The sequence below is a fragment of the Flavobacterium ginsengiterrae genome (genome assembly GCF_039539785.1).
GTDB classification, from domain to species: domain Bacteria; phylum Bacteroidota; class Bacteroidia; order Flavobacteriales; family Flavobacteriaceae; genus Flavobacterium; species Flavobacterium ginsengiterrae.
Window position 1 is genome coordinate 712,607 of sequence record NZ_BAABDU010000003.1, and the last position, 20,184, is coordinate 732,790.

Here is a 20,184-nt window from a genome sequence, read left to right on the forward strand (position 1 = left end):
TATACTTAATTATTATCTTTGAATTATGAGTACAGTTATAAAACCAAATCATATAGGACGAAAAATCAGTCGTATTCGTGAACTAAGAGACATGAAGCAAGAGGCGCTTGCCCAAGCTTTAGGCACAAATCAACAAGCAATATCTGCAATGGAAAATAGTGAAACTGTAGATGAAGAAAGATTAGCTGAAGTTGCAAAAGCTCTTGGAGTAAGTGTTGAGGGAATTAAGAATTTTTCAGAAGAAGCAATATTCAATATTATTGGAAATACAATCAATAATTATGATAATGCATCAATGAATTCAAATATTCAATATCAGCCAACATTTAATCCACTTGATAAAGTTGTTGAATTATATGAGCGTTTGGTTCAGGCTGAAAAAGATAAAGTCGAATATTTAGAAAAATTATTTAAAGAGAAATAAATTTTTATTCAACATAATAAGCAAAAAAGGATCCCAATCAGGATCCTTTTTCGTTTTTATATCAAAATTCTATTACCAGAATTTAACGTATAGTGCAATAATAATCAATAACGTAATTACAATTAAAACAGTAGTTTGTGGTTTAACTTTAAACATTCCAGGTTCTGTTTCAAATGCTTTTGGATTTACTTTTGGTCCTGCAAAACTCATTAAAATCATCACTAACATAGTGAAGAAGAATGATAATCCCATACAAATGTGGAACGGAATTTCAAAAGCTCCTTTTCCGTTAGGATAAGCAGTATATAAAAGTGTATCGTTTCCAAATAAAGCCGGAGCATATTCGTTGAATAAAACAGATAATACAAATCCTAAAATTACACCCACGATTGCTGCTGCACCAGTAGTTCTTTTCCAGAACATACCAAGGAAGAACATGGCAAAAACTCCAGGGCTGATAAATCCTGTATATTTTTGAATGTAAGTGAAACCACCAACACCGCCAATTCCTAAAATATCATTCCATGTAAATAATACAGCTAAAAGCATAGCAGCAAAAACCGCAAGACGACCAATGTTTACTTGTTGTTTTTCACCTGCATCTTTCTGGATGTATTTTTTATGAATATCTAAAGTATAAATTGTAGAAATACTGTTCACTTTTCCTGCTAATGAAGCTACAATCGCAGCCGTTAATGCCGCAACAGAAAGTCCTTTTAAACCAGTAGGAAGGAAAGTTAATACAGCAGAATAAGCACCATCTTTTCCGCCCACTAATTGAGGTAAATGTCCGTCTTTGTATAAAACATAAGCTGCAATTCCAGGAAGCATTACGATAAGCGGCATTAATAATTTTAACATACCAGCAAATAAAATTCCTGTACGAGCTGTTTGTAAATCAGCACCAAGTGCTCTTTGTGTAATGTATTGGTTACATCCCCAATAGTTTAAGTTGATGATCCAGATACCTGCAGCGTAAGATAATAATCCTGGGAAAGTCAAATATTTATCGATTTCTAATTGAGAAGAAGTCGCAGTTGGTTTTGGAATAATCATTTTGAAATGTTCCGGAGCTTCTTTCATTAATACTTTGAAACCGGCAATTGCATTTTCGCCAACACCAAAATATTGTCCAACAGTTGTAAGCGCAATATAAGAAGTTACCAAACCTCCAATAATTAAAACGGCAACCTGAATAACGTCTGTATAAGCTACAACTTTCATTCCTCCAAGAGAAATAAACAAAGCAAAAACAGCTAATCCTAACATGATAACATGAAGATATTCCCCGCCCGCAAGACCATTAATAGCAACAGCTCCTAAATATAAAATCGAAGTCAAGTTTACAAAAACATATAAAAACAACCAGAAAACTGCCATAATCAACGCAGTAGATTCATTATAACGTGTTTTTAAGAATTGTGGCATCGTGTAAATCTTATTTTTTAGATAAACAGGAATAAACCATACTGCTACAATTATAAGAGCAACGGCAGCAAGCCATTCGTAAGCAGCAACTGCAATTCCTAAAAAGAAACCTTCACCACTCATACCAATAAATTGTTCTGCAGAAATGTTTGAGGCAATTAATGATGCTCCAATAGCCCACCAGGTTAAATTTCCTTCGGCAAGAAAGTAAGCTTTAGCATCTTGTTCGTCTTGTTTACGTTTTCGGTAAACCGTATAACCGTAGACCGAGACTACGATGAAATAAATAATAAAAACCGCATAATCTGCGAAAGCGAGGTTTTGGTTCATTGTTAATAGTATTTTAGATAATTAGTATAAATGATTGTTTGTTTTAAAGTTTTAAATATGGTTATTGTGTTGTGTAATCTTGTTAAAAATGAAATATGTGTTTTTATTTTGTTATTTTTTTATCAAAACAAGAACAAAAGCCAAATTTAAAATAAAAACTTAAAAAACGACCATTGTAAATGTGTTATTTACATTTATAAACAAAACAATTGTGTTAAATTTTAAATTTAGGGACTTAAGTTTTTTATTATTTAGCGAATATTAACCTCGTTTTTATAATGTATATCAGACTGCTGTCTTATAATTTCGGCACTTTTTTCCGGAGTAATGTCTCTTTGAGACTCTCCCATCATTTCATAGCCAACCATGAATTTTTTTACAGTTGCAGAGCGAAGCAATGGCGGGTAAAAATGCATGTGGAAATGCCATTCAGGATGATCCATACCATCTGTTGGAGCCTGATGAATTCCTGAAGAATACGGAAATGATGTGCTGAATAAATTATCGTATTTAATCGTTAACTGTCTTAAAATTTTCGAGTAAGCCGTAACTTCTTCGGCAGTAAAATCGGTGATTTTGCTTATGGCTCTTTTGCTTACAATCATCGTTTCATAAGGCCAGATTGCCCAAAACGGAACTAAAGCCACAAAATGATCATTTTCAATTACAATACGGGTTCCTACTTTTAATTCGGCCTGAACATAATCTTCTAATAATGTTCTTTTGTTTTTTTCGTAATAAGATTTTAAACTGTTATGCGTTTTTTCAACCTGAGTTGGTAATGATGACTGCGCCCAGATTTGTCCATGCGGATGCGGGTTACTGCAGCCCATAACACTTCCTTTGTTTTCAAAAATCTGAACGTGGTTGATGTATTTAATGCTTCCTAATTCTGCGTATTCTTTCTGCCATGTTTTAACAATGTTTTCGATATCAGAAACTTCCATTTCGGGAAGCGTTAAATCGTGTCTTGGTGAAAAACAAACCACTCGTGAGATTCCTTGTTCTGGTTCTGCCTTAAAGAATGTATGTTTAATATCTTCCTCAAAAATGATTTCGTCTTGTTTTAAAGCAGCAAAATCATTATCAAACACAAAACTGTTTTTGTATGCAGGATTATTTACTCCGTTTGCGCGAACATTGCCCGGGCATAAATAACAGTTTGGATCATGTTTAGGAAGTGTTTCGGCAGAAATCACCTCGTTTTGTCCCTGCCAAGGGCGTTTTGCACGATGAGGTGAAACCAAAACCCATTCATTAATTAAAGGATTAAAACGTCTGTGTGGATCTTCGTTAATGTCAAAATTTTTCATTGGTTGGTTGGGTATTAAAGTAATGTTGTTCCGTTTGAGACTTTTACGTCATAAAATTTTAATTCAATCCCAAATGTATTTAAATAAAGATTCGAAAACTTACGTTTTACCTCATTTTCATGACCTTTTTTAATTAAATTTATGGTGCACCCTCCAAAACCACCTCCCATAACACGAGAACCTACAACATTTTCATCTGCTTTTGCAGTGTCAACCAGCATATCTAATTCGTCGCAGCTTACCTCATATTCCTGAGACAAACCATGATGCGTTTCAAAAAGCAATTGTCCTAAAAGTTCTATATCGCCTTTATCAAGCGCTTCGCAGGCTTTTATAACACGGTTAATTTCTTTTACAACAAAATGCACTCTTTTAAAAACCGTCGCATCCATTTTATCCTGAATGCTTAAAAGCTGTTCTTCAGAGCAGTCTCTAAAACTTTTTACTTCAGAAAAATTCTCTTTAATAATCGATAAACCCTTTTCACACTCGATTCTGCGCGTGTTGTATTCAGATGTAAAAAGAGAATGTTTTACATTACTGTCAAATAAAACCAGTGAGTAATCTTTAAAATCAGCATTGTGATATTCAAAATCCAGCGTATTACAATCCAGTTTTATTACCTTGTTTTCAAGACCATGAACACTTGAGAACTGATCCATGATACCGCAGTTAATACCAACCCAGTGTTCTGCTTTTTGTCCTAATAATGCTATATCAAGTTTTTCGATTTTTAAATCAAAAAGCTGTTTAATTCCGAAAATCATACCGCACTCTAAAGCTGCCGAAGATGATAATCCGGAACCCACCGGAATGTTGCTGCTAAAAACACAATTAAATCCGTCAAATTCAAATCCTTTATCTTGTAATTGTTTAATTACGCCGCGAATGTAATTTGTCCAGACAATATCGCTTAGTTTTACTTCCTGAGTTAAATCAATTTCAAACTCTTCGTTTAAGTCGATTGCGAATATTTTAGATTTTTTCGAATTGTTTTTTTCAAAAGCAAAGCAAATTACTTTGTCAATCGCTGCCGGAAGAACAAAACCGTCGTTATAATCAATATGTTCTCCAATAATATTTATTCTTCCTGGAGAAAGCACTACTTTTTCTGGCTTAGATCCAAAAGACTTTTCAAAAAAAGAAGTAGTATTTTGTATTAAAAGATCATTCATTATTATGTAATTGGTTGGTTTAGTTGATATTTTCGAATTTATAAACAGTCTGCTGTTTATATTCTTCACCTTTTTTCAAAACAGAATTAGGAAAATGTGACTGATTTGGCGCATCTGGAAAATTTTGAGTTTCAAAACAAATACCGCTTGTTTTATGATAAACGGCGTCATTTTTTCCTTTTAGTACATCAAAACAATTGCCGCCTACATATATATGTACACTTGGCTGATTGGTGTAAACACTCATTTTTAAATTATTTTTTGAGCTGAATAAAACCGCAGCGACATTATTTGTCTGATTTATGACAAATGAATTGTCGATAGATGCCGGACAATTTTTTTGAATTCTAAAATCAAAATCATGATTGGTAAGATCAGTAAATTTTCCTGTTGGAATATTTTCGTGATTAGTTTCCAGCATTTTTTCGGCATCAATAAAAATCTGTTGATCTAAAACAGTTGAATTATGTCCGTCAAGATTAAAATAGCTATGATGCGTTAAATTTATAACAGTATCTTCTGTTGAAACCGCTGTGTAAGTCAGCTTTAGTTCATTTTCTTCAGTAAGCGTATAAGTTAAATCAACTTGTAATTCTCCCGGATAATTTTCATCCAGATTTTCGCTTAAAAGGCTAAAAGTTATAGAAGGATTTTCGCCAGAAGTTAAATTGGTAACATTCCATACTTTTTTTCCAAAACCGGTATTACCGCCATGAAGCGAGTTGCTGTTATTATTTTTGGTTAGCTCGTATGTTTTTCCGTTTAACGTAAAACTTCCTTTATTGATTCGGCCTGCATATCGGCCAACCGTTGTTCCAAAATAAGGAGCACTTGGCAGAAAATAAGATTCTAAATACGAAGAAAGAGAATCAAAACCCAAAACGACATCAACAAGCTTTCCTTCAGAAGTTGGAATTTCTAAAGAAGTTACAGTGGCTCCGTAATTAATAATCTGAACCTTCATTCCGTTTTTGTTCGATAATTCAAAAGAAAAGATTTCTTCATTATCTGGCATAAAACCAAAAGATTTAGAATTAGAAGTTTCCTGAAAATGCGATTTATGTTTTATTTCCATATAAATTTTGCCAATAGTGAAATTCAAAAATAGAAACAATCTTTATTTTTACATACCAGTACCTACCAGTTTTTGTATATTGCACAAAAATTCTATTTACAGATGAATATAATTTCAATCCAAAACAACATTGGTCTGCCAAAATATAAGCAGATTATTCTTTCAATAGAAAAAGCAATTGAAGAAGAAAAATTGAGAAAAGGAGACCGTCTTCCTTCTGTAAATAAAGTCTGTCTGGCATTTTCATTATCCCGAGATACAGTCTTGCTGGCTTATGAAGAACTGAAAAAAAGAGGTATTATTTATGCCATTCCGGGAAAGGGATATTATGTTAAAAGCGTTGAAATCACTATAAAACAGAAGATTTTTTTACTTTTTGATGAGCTCAATATTTTTAAAGAAGACATTTATAACTCTTTTTTAAACAACATTGGCAAAAATGTTCAGGTTGATATTTTCTTTCATCATTTCAATAGTCAGGTTTTTCAAAAACTAATAAACGACAGTAACGGAAATTATACCAAATACATTTTAATGCCTACAAACTTAAAAGATATCGTTTCTTCAATAAAAACCCTACCAGTAGGTGATGTATTTATACTCGACCAGACCAATCTTGATTTAAAATCCTATCCGGCAATTTATCAAAATCATCAAAAAGATATTTTTGAAGGACTGCAAAAGGGAATTGAAAGATTAAGTAAATACAAAAAATTGGTTTTAATTTTCCCGGGATTTCGTGAGCCGCTTGGCATGAAACTGGGTTTTGAGGATTTTTGCACTGAATATAACTTTCAATCTGAAATAATAACCGAATTTACAAACAGAGAAATAACCGAAGGAGATTTGTATATAATTCCAAATGATCGTGATTTGGTTCGTGTAATCGAAAGTGCAGCAGAGAAGAATTTAAAACTAGGTTCAGATTTTGGTATTATATCGTATAATGAAACGCCTTTGAAAAAAATTGCGGCGAATGGCATTACAACCATCTCAACTCATTTTGAAGCCATGGGAAAAATCCTTGCTGAAATGGTTTTGAAAAACAAGAAAGAACAAATTGAGAACAAATCTTCGCTTATAATAAGAAATTCGCTTTAAGGATTTGATAAAGAATTTTAGAAACAGATTAATAATATAACAGTGAAACCCATTTTTGTTTCAAAAAACGCTTATTTGTTAATTAAAAAAATAAAAATACTATTTCTTGTTTTTGAACATTTATTTTGCTTACATTTGCAAATGTAAATTTTACACTTATTATTGTTTCAGCGATTAGTGTTCATAATGATCGCTTTGACAAGGTTAAAAGATAAAAAATTTTGTTTATTTTTTTTAATAGTAGTTTTATTGAAGAAAAAACCCTGAAAGTTGTGGATTTCAGGGTTTTGTTTTTTTATAAGTTTAGAGAAAAGTTATTTAATAATTTTTCCTCGTATTTTTCTTTATTAAAAGTATACAGATAAGATCCTTTTCTGGATGACTGCATATCTTTTTCTTCAAGCTTGTTTAAAATTTCTAAAGAATTGATTTTGCTGATGAAATTTCTTTTATCTAATTCTTTACTCAAAATAGCTTCATACAATTCTAAAAGCTGACGCATGGTAAATTTTTCAGGAAGCAATTCAAATCCAATAGGTTTTATTGAAGTTTTGTATCGAAGTCTTTTAATGGCATTATCGACCATTTCGTTGTGGTCAAAAATTAAATTTGGTGCATCATTAATAGGAAACCATTCTGCATGATAATTTCTAATTAATTCTGCGTTATGATTTTCGATATTAATTAAAGCAAAATACGAAACCGAAATTGTTCTTTCTACCGGGTCACGATCAATTTCACTGTAAGCATATAACTGCTCCATGTAGATATCGTTTAGACCAGTATAAGTGTTCAAGATTCTAATAGCTGCATCATCTAAAACTTCGTCGCGTTTTAAAAATCCCCCAATCAAAGACCATTTTCCTTTTTCAGGCTCAAAATCTCTTTTGATTAAAAGAATCTTCAAACCTTCGCTGTCAAATCCGAAGATAATACAATCTACCGCCAGTAAAACCTTATCAGCAGAACTATAACTGTTTAACATATTCAATAATTTATTGGTAAAGATATAAACTTCCTAAAATGTTTCATAATTTATTAATGTGTCTTTTACACTTATGTAAATTATGCTTATAAAAATAAGAAGTTTTAACAATTCGATTCGGCAATTTAAAAAACAGTATTTCTTTTTGTTTTTCTTACAAAATAAACGACCAAAATCCGGATCAAAGGTATAAACATTTTAAAGAGAATTGATATACGAGTTGTAAATTTTATTTTAGTAAAATTTTGACTCTGTAAAAGTGTTATAAAAGCTGTATTCTTTATGGTTTTTTGTAGAATTTATAATTTTTAAACTTTCTGTGAAAAACTTCCTGCCATATAAAACTCCTTTGTTTGCTGAGTTTTTCAAATATATAATTATCAAATCTGTTTTTTGCAACCAGTTGTTTTGCGATTTTTATTTGTTTTTGAGGCTTTTTTTTATTTAAATTTACAAATGTTAAACAAACACTTATTTTTTTATATGTATTAAAGAAAATAATAATCAAAGAAAACTTATAACTAATCATCCTTACTTTTCTAAAAGTCACAAACCACTATAGACTATGAAAAAAAAACTCCTGCTATTGTTTGTTACAATTTGTATTCAAACTATTTCTGCGCAAAAAGAATCTGTCGCTATTGCAATAAAAAACGATCCAGCCGCACCAATAATTAACAAGAACATTTACGGTCATTTTGCCGAACATTTAGGCCGATGTATTTATGGCGGTTTTTTTGTTGGAGATACCTCAAAAATTCCCAACACAAACGGAGTTAGAAATGATATTATTAAAGCTCTTAAAGATTTAAAAATTCCAAATTTAAGATGGCCGGGAGGTTGTTTTGCCGATACATATCATTGGAAAGACGGAGTTGGTCCACAAAATCAGCGTCCTACAATTGTAAACCAATGGTGGGGAGGCGTTACAGAAGATAACAGTTTTGGAACACACGATTTTCTTAACATGTGCGAATTGCTTGGTGCAGAACCGTATTTGTCTGGAAACGTAGGGAGTGGCACTGTTCAGGAATTAGCCGATTGGGTTCAGTACACCAATTTTGGAGGCAAAAGTCCGATGAGCGATTTGCGAAAGAAAAACGGAAGAACAGAACCTTGGAAAGTAAAATACTGGGGAATCGGTAACGAAGCGTGGGGTTGCGGCGGTAATATGACGGCAGATTATTATGCTAATGAATACCGCAAGTTTGCCACGTTTATGTCAGATTGGAGCAATACGGGAGGTCTTACCAGAATCGCTTCCGGAGCCAATAGTTCTGATTATAACTGGACAGAAACTTTAATGAAAAACATTCCTCTTAATATGCTTGGAGGCGTTGGAGTGCATCATTACGCCGTTATCGACTGGAATAATAAAGGAGCAGATGTCGCTTTTACAGAAAAAGAATACTTCCTTACGATGCAGTCTGCTTTAAAAATGGAAGAGTTGGTTACAAAACATGCCGCAATTATGGACAAATACGATCCTGAGAAAAAAGTAGCCATGATTGTAGACGAATGGGGCGGATGGTATGACGTTCAAAAAGGAACAAATCCCGGATTTTTATATCAGCAGAATACTATGAGAGATGCAGTTTTGGCAGGAGCGACTTTAAATATTTTCAATAATCATGCAGATCGTGTAAAAATGGCAAATCTGGCGCAGTGCGTAAATGTGCTTCAGGCTGTAATCTTAACGGACAAAGCCAAAATGATTACAACGCCAACGTATCATGTCATGAAAATGTACAGTGTGCACCAAGATGCAAAACTGATTCCAATTGAATTTAAAGCACCATTGTATACTTTTAACGGACAAAGTATTCCAGCAGTTTCGGCTTCGGCTTCAAAAGATGCCAACGGATTGGTTCATATTTCATTAGTGAATGTCGATGCCATAAACAAAAACAAAGTCGAAATTGATGTGGCTTCGCTTGGCGCTAAAAACTATACAGCAAGTATAATTACGGCTTCAAAACTTCAGGATTATAACTCTTTCGAAAACCCAAATAAAATTGTTCCTGCTGCTTTTAAAAGTTTTGAAAACAAGAAAGGGAAGTTAGAAATTACAATTCCGCCATTTTCGGTATTGGTTTTAGAAGGAAAATAACATTTAAATACATTAAAATTTTTTCGGGCAGATGTGACTTATGCATTTTAAATGAAATAATCGCAGTCTTATAAATGTATTCATAACATTTATTTTTTGAATTAAAGCTAAAATGCTGTTTTGATGCATTTTTAGTAAAAATGAATTATGCAATTTCAATTAAGTGTTTTTTGTACACTTATAAAATTATAATCTTTATATTTGTCAATTATTTAACCAATTAAGTTTAGAAATGAAAAATTACGTAATAGGATTGGACTACGGAACAGATTCTGTTCGAGCGGTGCTTATTGACGCAGAAAACGGGCAGGAGCTGGCATCGAATGTTTCTCATTACAAAAGATGGAAAAACAAGCAATATTGTGACGCGGCTATAAATCAGTTTCGCCAGCATCCTTTGGATCATATTGAAGGATTGGAAATCACGATTCAAAATGTTGTAAAAGAAAGTAAAGTTGATCCTTCATTAATAAAAGGAATTTGTATTGATACAACAGGATCTTCTCCGGTTCCGGTTACCAAAGATGGAACACCATTGGCATTGACAAAAGGTTTTGAAGAAAACCCAAATGCGATGATGGTTTTATGGAAAGATCATACTTCAATCAATGAAGCAAACGAAATCAACGAACTGGCAGTAAGCTGGGGCGGAGAAGATGTAACAAAATATGTTGGAGGAATTTACTCGTCTGAATGGTTTTGGGCAAAAATCCTTCACATTGCAAGACAAGACGAAGCGGTTAGAAATGCAGCGCACACTTGGATGGAGCACTGCGATTTAATGACGTATTTATTAATTGAAAATAAAGATTTAAAAACCTTCAAAAGAAGCCGTTGCGCAGCGGGTCACAAAGCAATGTGGCATACTGACTGGAACGGATTACCGCCGGTTGAATTCTTAGAAAAATTACATCCCTATTTGGCACAGCTTCGTGGCAATTTATATGATGAAACGTATACTTCTGATTTATCAGCTGGAAAATTAAGCAAAGAATGGGCAGATCGTTTAGGACTTTCAACAGAAACTATTATTGCTGTTGGAACTTTTGACGCACATTCTGGAGCAGTTGGAGCAAAAATTGAAGAGAATACTTTAGTTCGCGTTATGGGAACTTCAACTTGCGATATTCTGGTTGGTTCTTATGATGAGGTTGGAAGAAAAACTGTTCGCGGAATCTGCGGACAAGTCGATGGATCTGTAATTCCAGGCTTTATTGGTCTTGAAGCAGGACAATCTGCTTTTGGTGATTTATTGGCTTGGTACAAAGAATTATTGATGTGGCCGACGGAACATTTATTAGGTTCTTCTTCTGTTTTAAATGAAACTCAAAAAGAACAATTAAGAGAGGAATTCAGCGATAAATTGATTGTAGAACTGACAAAAGAAGCAGAGAAAATTCCAGTTTCAGAAAGTCTTCCAATTGCCTTAGACTGGATTAACGGAAGAAGAACTCCAGATGCCAATCAGGAAGTAAAAAGTGCGATTTCAAACCTTTCTTTAGGAACAAAAGCACCTCATGTTTTCAAAGCTTTAGTAAACGCAATTTGTTTTGGAGCGAAGAAAATCGTAGACCGTTTTGAAGAAGAAGGAGTAAAAATCGACAGCGTAATCGGAATTGGTGGTGTTGCCCGTAAATCTCCTTTTATCATGCAGACTTTGGCGAATGTCTTGAACAAGCCAATTAAAATTGCAGCTTCAGATCAAACTCCTGCTTTAGGCGCGGCAATTTACGCAGCTGTTGCAGCGGGAATTTATCCAAACGTAATCGAAGCAAGCCAGAAAATAGGAAGTGATTTTGACGGAGAATATTTCCCGCAGACAGATAAAGTAGAAGCGTATCATAAACTGCTTTTAGCTTACGAACAATTAAGCGTTTTCGCTGATCCAACTATTAAAATTTCTCAAAATGAGTTCTCTTTATAAAGATTTAAAACAAGAATGCTACGAGGCCAATATGCAGTTAAATGCATTGAATCTTGTGGTTTATACTTTTGGAAATGTGAGCGCTGTGGACAGAAAAAATGGTGTTTTTGCCATTAAACCAAGCGGTGTTCCTTATGAAGATTTAAAACCTGAAGATATTGTAATCGTAGATTTCGATAATAATGTGATTGAGGGAAACCTGCGTCCGTCATCTGACACTAAAACGCATGCCTATTTATACAAAAACTGGCCAAATATTGGTGGTGTTGCACATACACACGCAACGTATTCTGTGGCTTGGGCACAATCGCAGCAGGATATTCCGATTTTCGGAACAACGCATGCCGATCATTTAACGGCAGATATTCCGTGTGCGCCGCCAATGGCAGATCATTTAATTGAAGGAAACTACGAACACAATACCGGAATCCAGATTTTGGATTGTTTCAAAGAAAAAAATCTTTCGTACGAAGAAGTAGAAATGATTTTGATTGGAAATCACGGTCCATTTGCATGGGGAAAAAACGCAGCAAAAGCGGTTTATAATAGTAAAGTTTTAGAAGTTGTGGCAGAAATGGCGTACCTGACTTTACAGATAAACCCGAACGCACCAAGATTAAAAGATTCATTAATAAAGAAACATTACAACCGCAAACACGGAAAAGATTCATATTACGGACAATAATTTTTAGTTTCAGGTTTCAGGTTTTTGTTTGTTTCAAGTTGTTGGAACGTGAAACCTAAAACCTGAAATAAGAAAAACAAAAAATAAACAATTCATAACAAAGATTTTCGACGTTTCAACAACTTGAAACCTGAAACAAAGAAAACCTGAAACAAAAATAAAGACATGATAGACATTTCTCAAAAAGAAGTATGGTTTGTAGTAGGAAGCCAGGAATTATACGGTGAAGAAACACTTAGAAAAGTAGCAGAACATTCACAGATTATCGCAAAAGGATTAGATGCTTCATCTTCGATTCCAGTAAAAGTGGTTTATAAAGATGTTGTGAAATCTCCTTCGCAGATTTTAGATGTTTGTTTAGCAGCAAACTCAGCTAAAAACTGTATTGGAATTATCGCTTGGATGCACACTTTTTCACCAGCAAAAATGTGGATTGGCGGATTAAATATCCTTAAAAAACCATTATGTCATTTACATACACAATACAACGCTGAAATTCCGTGGGGAAGCATCGACATGGATTTCATGAACTTAAATCAGTCAGCTCACGGTGATCGTGAATTCGGTTTTATCATGTCAAGATTACGTAAAAAACGTAAAGTTGTAGTTGGACATTGGGAAGACGAAAGAGTTCAGAAAAAATTAGGAATCTGGTCTAGAGTGGTTTTAGGTTGGGATGAATTGCAAAACTTAAAAGTAGCTCGTATTGGAGACAATATGCGTGAAGTTGCCGTTACAGAAGGCGATAAAGTAGAAGCGCAAATTCGTTTCGGAATGTCAGTTAACGGATACGATTCTTCAGATGTGACTAAACATATCGAGAAAGTAACAGACAAAGAATTAAATGATTTATTAGCAGTTTATGAGTCTTCATACAATTTAACCGATTCTTTAAAAGAAGGCGGAGCACAAAGAAGTTCATTAGTTGAAGCAGCAAAAATCGAATTAGGATTAAGAGCTTTCCTTGAAGAAGGAGGTTTTGGTGCTTTTACAGATACTTTTGAAAACCTTGGCGTTTGGAAACAATTACCAGGAATCGCAACACAAAGATTAATGGCCGATGGTTATGGTTTTGGTGGAGAAGGAGACTGGAAAACCGCTGCAATGGTAAGAGCATTAAAAGTAATGTGTGTTGGTTTGGAAGGCGGAACTTCTTTCATGGAAGATTACACGTACCATTTCACACCACAAAAATCATACGTTTTAGGATCTCACATGTTAGAAATCTGTCCATCAATCGCTGACGGAAAACCTTCTTGTGAAGTACATCCATTAGGAATTGGAGGAAAAGAAGATCCGGCTCGTTTGGTATTCAACTCGCCTGCAGGTGATGCTATCAATGTTTCTTTGGTTGATATGGGAACTCGTTTCCGTTTGATCGTGAACGAAGTTACAGCGGTTAAACCAATGGCAGAATTACCTAAATTACCAGTTGCAAGAGTTTTATGGGATTGTAAACCAAACCTTGATATCGCAGCAACAGCTTGGATTTTAGCTGGAGGAGCGCATCATACAGTTTACAGCCAGTCAATTACAACAGAATATATGGAAGATCTTGCGGACATTGCAGGAATCGAATTATTGGTTATTGATGAAAAAACAACGGTAAGAGAGTTTAAAGATAAAATCAATGCCAACGAAGCATACTTTCATTTGTTTCAACATGGATTGTAACTAAAGATACAAAGGTTCAAAGAGACAAAGATTCAAAGTTTTTTTGTTATTTTTAGACTTTAACATCTCACATTTTACTTTTTACAAACCAAAAAATATTATTTATGAATGTATTAAAACGTTGTGTTTTTGGGATAAGCCTGTTAAGTCTGGCTGCAATTTCAGTTCAATGCAAAAACGATAAAAAAATGGATGAAGCTACAGTTTCTTCGGATAAAAAAGCAGCAGTTACAATCGAAAAATCAGAATACGGAACAACCGCTAAAGGTGAAAAAGTAGATAGTTATAAACTGAAAAACCAAAATGGGATGGAAGTAGATATCATCACTTTTGGAGGAAGAATTACCGATTTGAAAGTGCCAAATAAAGAAGGTGTTTCTGAAAATGTGGTAATTGGTTTTAATTCTTTGGCACAATACGAAAAAGAGAATCCATTTTTTGGGGCTTTGATCGGAAGATACGGAAATAGAATTGCTAAAGGAAAATTTTCGCTTGACGGAAAAGAATATCAATTAGCAATTAACAATGCTCCAAATGCTTTGCACGGTGGGCCTCAAGGTTATTTTAACGTAGTTTGGAAAGCAGATGAAACTAAATCTGGCGATACGGCAACTTTAAAACTTTCGTATTTAAGTAAAGATATGGAAGAAGGTTATCCAGGAAATTTAAAGGTTTTCGTGACTTATACTTTGACAAATGATAATCAGTTGGAAGTTTTGTATGAAGCTACAACAGATAAGAAAACGGTTGTGAATTTGACACAACATTCTTATTTCAATTTATCAGGAGATTTTACGAAAACAATCTTAGATCACGAATTGACTTTAAATGCAGATAAATTAGTTCCAGTTGATGCCACTTTAATTCCGACAGGAAAATTAGATGATGTTGCCAATACGCCTTTCGATTTTAGAAAACCAAAATTAATTGGAAAAGATATTGCAGTTAAAAACGAGCAGCTAGAAAGAGGAAAAGGTTACGATCACTGCTGGGTGTTGAACAATCCTGAAAAAGGAAAAACAATCATTGCAAAAGTATACCACGCAGCCAGCGGAAGAGTTATGGAAATGACGACAGACGAACCTGGAGTTCAGTTTTACTCTGGAAATTTCCTTGATGGAACATTGTCAATGCCAAACGGAGGAACTTTTGCTCACAGAACCGGATTATGTTTAGAAACAGAACATTACCCAGATTCTCCAAACCAGAAAAACTTCCCAACAACGGTTTTAAATCCTGGGGAAAATTATAAAACTAAAACTACTTTTAAATTCTCGGTTATAAAATAGTTTTAGAATTTGTTTATTAGTTTAGTTCTCTAGAAAACCTCGAAAGTAATCCTTTCGAGGTTTTTTTATTGGCAGTTTTTGCCTTGAATTTTACAAATTAGGACTAATTTAAATTTAACTATCATGATTTGTGTAAATTCGTGTAATTAGTGGCAGAAAAAAAACAATTATGGCATTCAAACATTTATTCAAAGTAAAATTAAACTGGACTTCAAAACAAAATCCAGAAGAATCATCTAAGAAATTCTACAGCAGAACCCATCAAATCAAAATTGAAGGAAAACAAGTTTTAGATATTTCTGCAGCAAAAGCTTTTAAAGGTGATCCGGAATTATATAATCCGGAAGATTTGCTATTAAGCAGTTTGGTTTCCTGCCATATGATGTCCTATTTATACGTCTGTTCTCAAAACGGAATTGAAGTTTTAGAATATTCAGATAACGCCGAAGGAATTTTAGAAGTAAATCCAGATGGAAGCGGACGTTTTGTTGAGGTTCGTTTATATCCAAAAGTTACAATTGTAAACTCAGATAAAATAGATCTGGCTTTAGAACTGCATACAAAAGCAAATCAATTGTGTTTTATAGCAAATTCGTGCAATTTTCCGGTTTTGCATAATGCGAGTTGTGAGGTGGCTTAACCGCAAAGAGCGCTAGGTTTTTACAAAGGTCCGCAAAGTTTTATTTAAATCTTTGCGGACCTTTGCGCATTTTTCCTTGCGTTCTTTGCGGTTAAATCATATAGTATAAAAACGAAAAAAACCTCTTCCGTTAAGAAGAGGTTTTTGTACCCGGAGCCGGAGTCGAACCGGCACGGTTTCCCACAGGTGTTTGAGACCAGCGCGTCTACCAATTCCGCCATCCGGGCTTAGCAGACGAATAAAATAATGATAAATCAATTATTTTAACGCAATAGAATGAAGTCATAAATGGCGTCATTCCTTTAACACGGTGCAAATGTAAAAAATAAAATTAAAAATTCTACTAAAAAATCTCAAATATTTACTTTCAGTGTTCGATTAATTTTATAAATTTGCAGCTCGTTAAAACGAAGCACACACAACTAACTACATCCGAGGTATTTATGCGTATTTTGCTTTATTTAAAAGATAAAGCCAAATTGTGCAGCGTACAGCGGAGCAAAAACAACACATTACAATGTCGCACCTAGAACCAGAAGCTAAAATTTTTGCTTGTTCACAAAGTGTTTATCTAGCAGAAAAGATTGCTGCAGATTACGGAATTCCGTTAGGAAAAGTAACGATGTCAACGTATAGCGACGGAGAATTTCAGCCGTCTTACGAAGAATCAATAAGAGGATTACGAGTTTTTATCGTATGTTCGACTTTTCCAAGTGCAGATAATCTGATGGAATTGTTGTTGATGATTGATGCGGCAAAACGCGCATCAGCAAGACACATTACAGCTGTTATGCCTTATTTTGGTTGGGCAAGACAAGATAGAAAAGACAAACCAAGAGTTCCAATTGGAGCCAAGTTAGTAGCAAACCTATTAACTGCTGCAGGAGCAACAAGAATCATGACAATGGATTTGCATGCAGATCAAATTCAGGGATTCTTTGAAAAACCAGTAGATCATTTATTTGCATCTACAATCTTTTTGCCTTACGTGCAAAGTTTAAATTTAGAAAATTTAACTATTGCATCTCCAGACATGGGAGGTTCAAAAAGAGCTTATGCTTACTCTAAGTTTTTAGAATCAGATGTAGTAATCTGTTACAAACAAAGAAAAGCAGCAAACGTTATCGACACTATGGAATTGATTGGTGAAGTTAAAGGTCGTAACGTAATCTTAGTAGACGACATGATCGATACAGGAGGAACTTTAGCAAAAGCTGCCGACCTTATGATTGAGAAAGGAGCACTAAGTGTAAGAGCAATTTGTACACATGCTATATTATCTGGCGGTGCGTATGAAAAAATTGAAAACTCAAAATTGACTGAATTAATTGTAACCGATTCTATTCCGTTAAAGAGACATTCAGACAAAATTAGAGTAGTGAGTTGTGCGCCTCTTTTTGCAGAAGTTATGCACATGGTGCACCACAACAATTCCATTAGTGGGAAATTTATAATGTAATAAACTGCTTAAAAGCATTTATAGCATTTTAAAGAAGAATATTTATTTAATAACTATATTTTTTTACAATGAAATCGATTACAATTAAAGGATCAGAAAGAGAAAGCGTGGGTAAAGTGTCTACTAAAGCCTTACGTAATGCTGGAGCGATTCCTTGCGTTTTATACGGAGGAAATCAAGCAGTACATTTCTCAGCGGATGCTGCAGCATTCAAAAACTTGGTTTACACTCCAAACGCTCACACAGTTGTGATCGAACTTGGAAAAGGAAAATCATTCAATGCAATTTTGCAAGATATCCAAGTTCACCCAGTATCAGACAAAATTTTACACATTGACTTCTTCCAATTATTTGATGATAAAGAAATCACAATGGAAGTTCCTGTAAAAATCGTTGGTACATCTAAAGGTGTTCTTGCGGGTGGTGTTTTACGTTTAAACCAACGTAAATTAAAAGTTAAAGCTTTACCTAAAAATCTTCCTGATTTTGTTGAAGCTGACATTACTCCACTTGAAATGGGTAACAAATTATATGTTACTAAAGTTGGAAAACCAGAGTACAAAATTATGCACCCAGACAACACAGTTGTTGCACAGGTAAGAATTTCTCGTGCTGCTATGAAAGCTGCTCAAGAAGCTGCAAAAGCTGCAAAAGCTCCAGCAAAAGGAAAGAAAAAATAATTTTTTTTCAATCGCTATACAAAAAGCCTCGATCTTTACGATTGGGGCTTTTTTTTTGCTTCTAATACTGAGGTTCTAAGCAAAAACCTTTGCGAACTTTTAGAATCCACATGTAAAAGAAAGTTTTAAAGTTCTTTGTATTCCTTGTGGTTAAATAGCGGGATCAGGAAATTATCTAATTGACACATTGCCCAATTCTCTAATTAAGTTTACTTTTGCCAAATGATAAAATGGATTACAAAACTGTTTTCATCAACAACAAAAGAAGAAAACATAGATAATATGAAGAAATATTTAATCGTAGGATTAGGAAATATAGGAGCTGAATACGTAAATACCAGACATAATATTGGATTTAAGGTTTTAGATTTTTTAGCTAAAAAAGAAAGCTTGTCTTTTGAAACTGTAAAACTGGGATCGCTGGCAGAATATAAATTTAAAGGAAGAACCTTTTTTCTTTTAAAACCAAATACTTATATGAATTTAAGTGGTAAGGCTGTAAAATACTGGATGGATAAAGAAAACATACCGTTGGAGAATATTCTCGTGATTACAGACGATTTAAACCTGTCTTTTGGAACCATTAGAATAAAACCAAAAGGAAGCGACGGTGGACATAACGGACTGAAAAACATTAACCTGGTTTTGAATACACAAAACTACACCCGTTTTAGATTCGGAATCAGTGATCAATTCAAAAAAGGCCAGCAGGTAGATTATGTTTTGGGAGAATGGAATGAAGAAGAAGAAGCGAAATTGCCGGAACGTTTAGAAACCTCTGCAGAAATAATTAAAACTTTTGGAACCGCTGGTTTAGAAAATACAATGACCACTTTTAACGGAAAATAAAGATTTACAGGTGTTTATATAATAAAAATTCAAATTATCAGTTAATTAAATTCAATTATAACGAAATAGTATTTTCAATTCCAAAGTTAAATGTCTAAATTTGGGATAAATTATTATAAACCATAAAAATTTAATACCATGGCTTTTGAATTACCACAATTACCTTATGCATACGATGCATTAGAACCACATATTGATGCACGTACAATGGAAATCCATCATACTAAGCATCACAATGCATACACAACAAACCTTAACGCGGCAATTGCAGGGACAGATTTAGAGGGAAAAACAATCGAAAATATCTTAATTAACTTAGATAAGTCAAACGCAGCTGTTCGTAACAATGGTGGAGGTTTTTACAACCACAATTTATTCTGGACAGTAATGTCGCCTAATGGAGGCGGATTACCAACAGGAGATTTATTAGCTGCTATTGAGTCTTCTTTTGGTTCATTTGAAGAATTTAAAGCGAAGTTTGCTAAAGCCGGAGCAACACAATTTGGTTCTGGATGGGCTTGGTTAGTGGTTCAAAAAGGAGGAAAATTAGAAGTTGTAGGAACTCCAAATCAAGATAATCCATTAATGCCGGAAGTTGCTGGTAACGGTGGAACTCCAATCTTAGGAATGGATGTTTGGGAGCACGCTTACTACTTAAACTACCAAAACAGAAGACCAGATTATATTGATGCTTTCTTTAATGTAATTAACTGGACTGAAGTTGCAAGAAGATTTGCTTTAGACAAATAAGAAATAGAGTAAAGAAAATAGAATAAAGATGAGCGCCGAAAGGTTAGCTCATCTTTTTTTATACGAAGATTTATTTCTTTATTCTATAATCTATTTTATTTTCTCTAAAAAAAGAAAATAAAAAAGGCGGAATTTCTTCCACCTTTTTTGCCCCAAATCTACCATATACTTAACCTACTAATGTTATGGTTCAGTAAATGTATGTCGACTATTTTTATGAAAAAAACTTTTTAGATGAAAGGTAAATATATCCGATAAAAGCCTTACAGAGGATTGTAGGGCAGTATTTGGAA

General features: G+C 34.0%; 17 protein-coding genes and 1 tRNA gene. 12 read left to right on the forward strand and 6 right to left on the reverse strand.

The window, feature by feature from the left end; all coding sequences use genetic code 11:
- Positions 1-25: 25 nt before the first annotated feature.
- On the forward strand, positions 26-424 hold the full coding sequence (locus tag ABD859_RS05980) for a helix-turn-helix domain-containing protein (RefSeq protein WP_345141604.1): 399 nt from the start codon (positions 26-28) through the stop codon (positions 422-424).
- A gap of 72 nt (positions 425-496) precedes the next feature.
- On the opposite strand, the gene ABD859_RS05985 is transcribed toward ABD859_RS05980, so the two are convergent.
- The 4 genes from ABD859_RS05985 to ABD859_RS06000 all read right to left on the reverse strand — a co-directional run bounded on the left by ABD859_RS05985 (position 497) and on the right by ABD859_RS06000 (position 5,745).
- Entirely contained in the window at positions 497-2,182 is a 1,686-nt protein-coding gene (locus ABD859_RS05985) for a sodium/sugar symporter (protein ID WP_345141605.1), read from the reverse strand.
- Between the two features lie 251 nt (positions 2,183-2,433).
- A complete protein-coding gene (locus ABD859_RS05990; protein WP_345141607.1) occupies positions 2,434-3,495 on the reverse strand; it encodes a UDP-glucose--hexose-1-phosphate uridylyltransferase in 1,062 nt (353 codons plus the stop codon).
- Positions 3,496-3,509: 14 nt separating this feature from the next.
- Positions 3,510-4,670, reverse strand: coding sequence for a galactokinase (gene galK / locus ABD859_RS05995; RefSeq protein ID WP_345141610.1), 1,161 nt, complete (start codon positions 4,668-4,670; stop codon positions 3,510-3,512).
- Between the two features lie 19 nt (positions 4,671-4,689).
- Complete coding sequence (locus ABD859_RS06000; protein ID WP_345141613.1) at positions 4,690-5,745, reverse strand: aldose epimerase family protein; 1,056 nt, start codon at positions 5,743-5,745, stop codon at positions 4,690-4,692.
- A gap of 102 nt (positions 5,746-5,847) precedes the next feature.
- On the opposite strand from ABD859_RS06000, the gene ABD859_RS06005 reads away from it, so the two are divergent.
- Complete coding sequence (locus ABD859_RS06005) at positions 5,848-6,846, forward strand: GntR family transcriptional regulator (RefSeq protein WP_345141616.1); 999 nt, start codon at positions 5,848-5,850, stop codon at positions 6,844-6,846.
- A 295-nt stretch (positions 6,847-7,141) separates the two neighbouring features.
- Here the strand turns inward: ABD859_RS06005 and ABD859_RS06010 are convergent, their stop codons facing one another.
- Complete coding sequence (locus ABD859_RS06010; RefSeq protein ID WP_073408252.1) at positions 7,142-7,831, reverse strand: NUDIX hydrolase; 690 nt, start codon at positions 7,829-7,831, stop codon at positions 7,142-7,144.
- 565 nt (positions 7,832-8,396) lie between these two features.
- Here ABD859_RS06010 and ABD859_RS06015 point away from each other — a divergent pair.
- The 6 genes from ABD859_RS06015 (at position 8,397) to ABD859_RS06040 (ending at position 16,153) form a co-directional block, all read left to right on the forward strand.
- Positions 8,397-9,941: an alpha-N-arabinofuranosidase gene (locus tag ABD859_RS06015; protein WP_345141620.1), complete on the forward strand. Its 1,545-nt coding sequence runs from the start codon at positions 8,397-8,399 to the stop codon at positions 9,939-9,941.
- Between the two features lie 232 nt (positions 9,942-10,173).
- Entirely contained in the window at positions 10,174-11,865 is a 1,692-nt protein-coding gene (locus ABD859_RS06020; protein WP_345141623.1) for a ribulokinase, read from the forward strand.
- Positions 11,849-12,550: an L-ribulose-5-phosphate 4-epimerase gene (locus tag ABD859_RS06025; protein ID WP_345141625.1), complete on the forward strand. Its 702-nt coding sequence runs from the start codon at positions 11,849-11,851 to the stop codon at positions 12,548-12,550. The genes ABD859_RS06020 and ABD859_RS06025 overlap by 17 nt, the downstream gene beginning before the upstream one ends.
- Before the next feature lie 165 nt (positions 12,551-12,715).
- Positions 12,716-14,224, forward strand: a complete 1,509-nt coding sequence (araA, locus tag ABD859_RS06030; protein WP_345141627.1) for an L-arabinose isomerase — start codon at positions 12,716-12,718, stop codon at positions 14,222-14,224.
- A gap of 104 nt (positions 14,225-14,328) precedes the next feature.
- A complete protein-coding gene (locus ABD859_RS06035) occupies positions 14,329-15,513 on the forward strand; it encodes an aldose epimerase family protein (protein WP_345141629.1) in 1,185 nt (394 codons plus the stop codon).
- 169 nt (positions 15,514-15,682) lie between these two features.
- On the forward strand, positions 15,683-16,153 hold the full coding sequence (locus tag ABD859_RS06040) for an OsmC family protein (protein ID WP_345141631.1): 471 nt from the start codon (positions 15,683-15,685) through the stop codon (positions 16,151-16,153).
- Positions 16,154-16,300: 147 nt separating this feature from the next.
- On the opposite strand, the gene ABD859_RS06045 is transcribed toward ABD859_RS06040, so the two are convergent.
- A tRNA-Leu gene (locus tag ABD859_RS06045) sits at positions 16,301-16,380 on the reverse strand.
- A 290-nt stretch (positions 16,381-16,670) separates the two neighbouring features.
- On the opposite strand from ABD859_RS06045, the gene ABD859_RS06050 reads away from it, so the two are divergent.
- The 4 genes from ABD859_RS06050 (at position 16,671) to ABD859_RS06065 (ending at position 19,891) form a co-directional block, all read left to right on the forward strand.
- On the forward strand, positions 16,671-17,612 hold the full coding sequence (locus tag ABD859_RS06050) for a ribose-phosphate pyrophosphokinase (RefSeq protein ID WP_345141633.1): 942 nt from the start codon (positions 16,671-16,673) through the stop codon (positions 17,610-17,612).
- Positions 17,613-17,680: 68 nt separating this feature from the next.
- On the forward strand, positions 17,681-18,292 hold the full coding sequence (locus ABD859_RS06055) for a 50S ribosomal protein L25/general stress protein Ctc (protein WP_345141635.1): 612 nt from the start codon (positions 17,681-17,683) through the stop codon (positions 18,290-18,292).
- Positions 18,293-18,514: 222 nt separating this feature from the next.
- Positions 18,515-19,141, forward strand: a complete 627-nt coding sequence (gene pth, locus ABD859_RS06060; protein WP_345141638.1) for an aminoacyl-tRNA hydrolase — start codon at positions 18,515-18,517, stop codon at positions 19,139-19,141.
- 138 nt (positions 19,142-19,279) lie between these two features.
- The gene (locus ABD859_RS06065) at positions 19,280-19,891 is read left to right on the forward strand and encodes a superoxide dismutase (RefSeq protein WP_345141640.1); all 612 of its coding nucleotides are present in this window, start codon (positions 19,280-19,282) and stop codon (positions 19,889-19,891) included.
- The last annotated feature ends 293 nt before the right edge of the window (positions 19,892-20,184 follow it).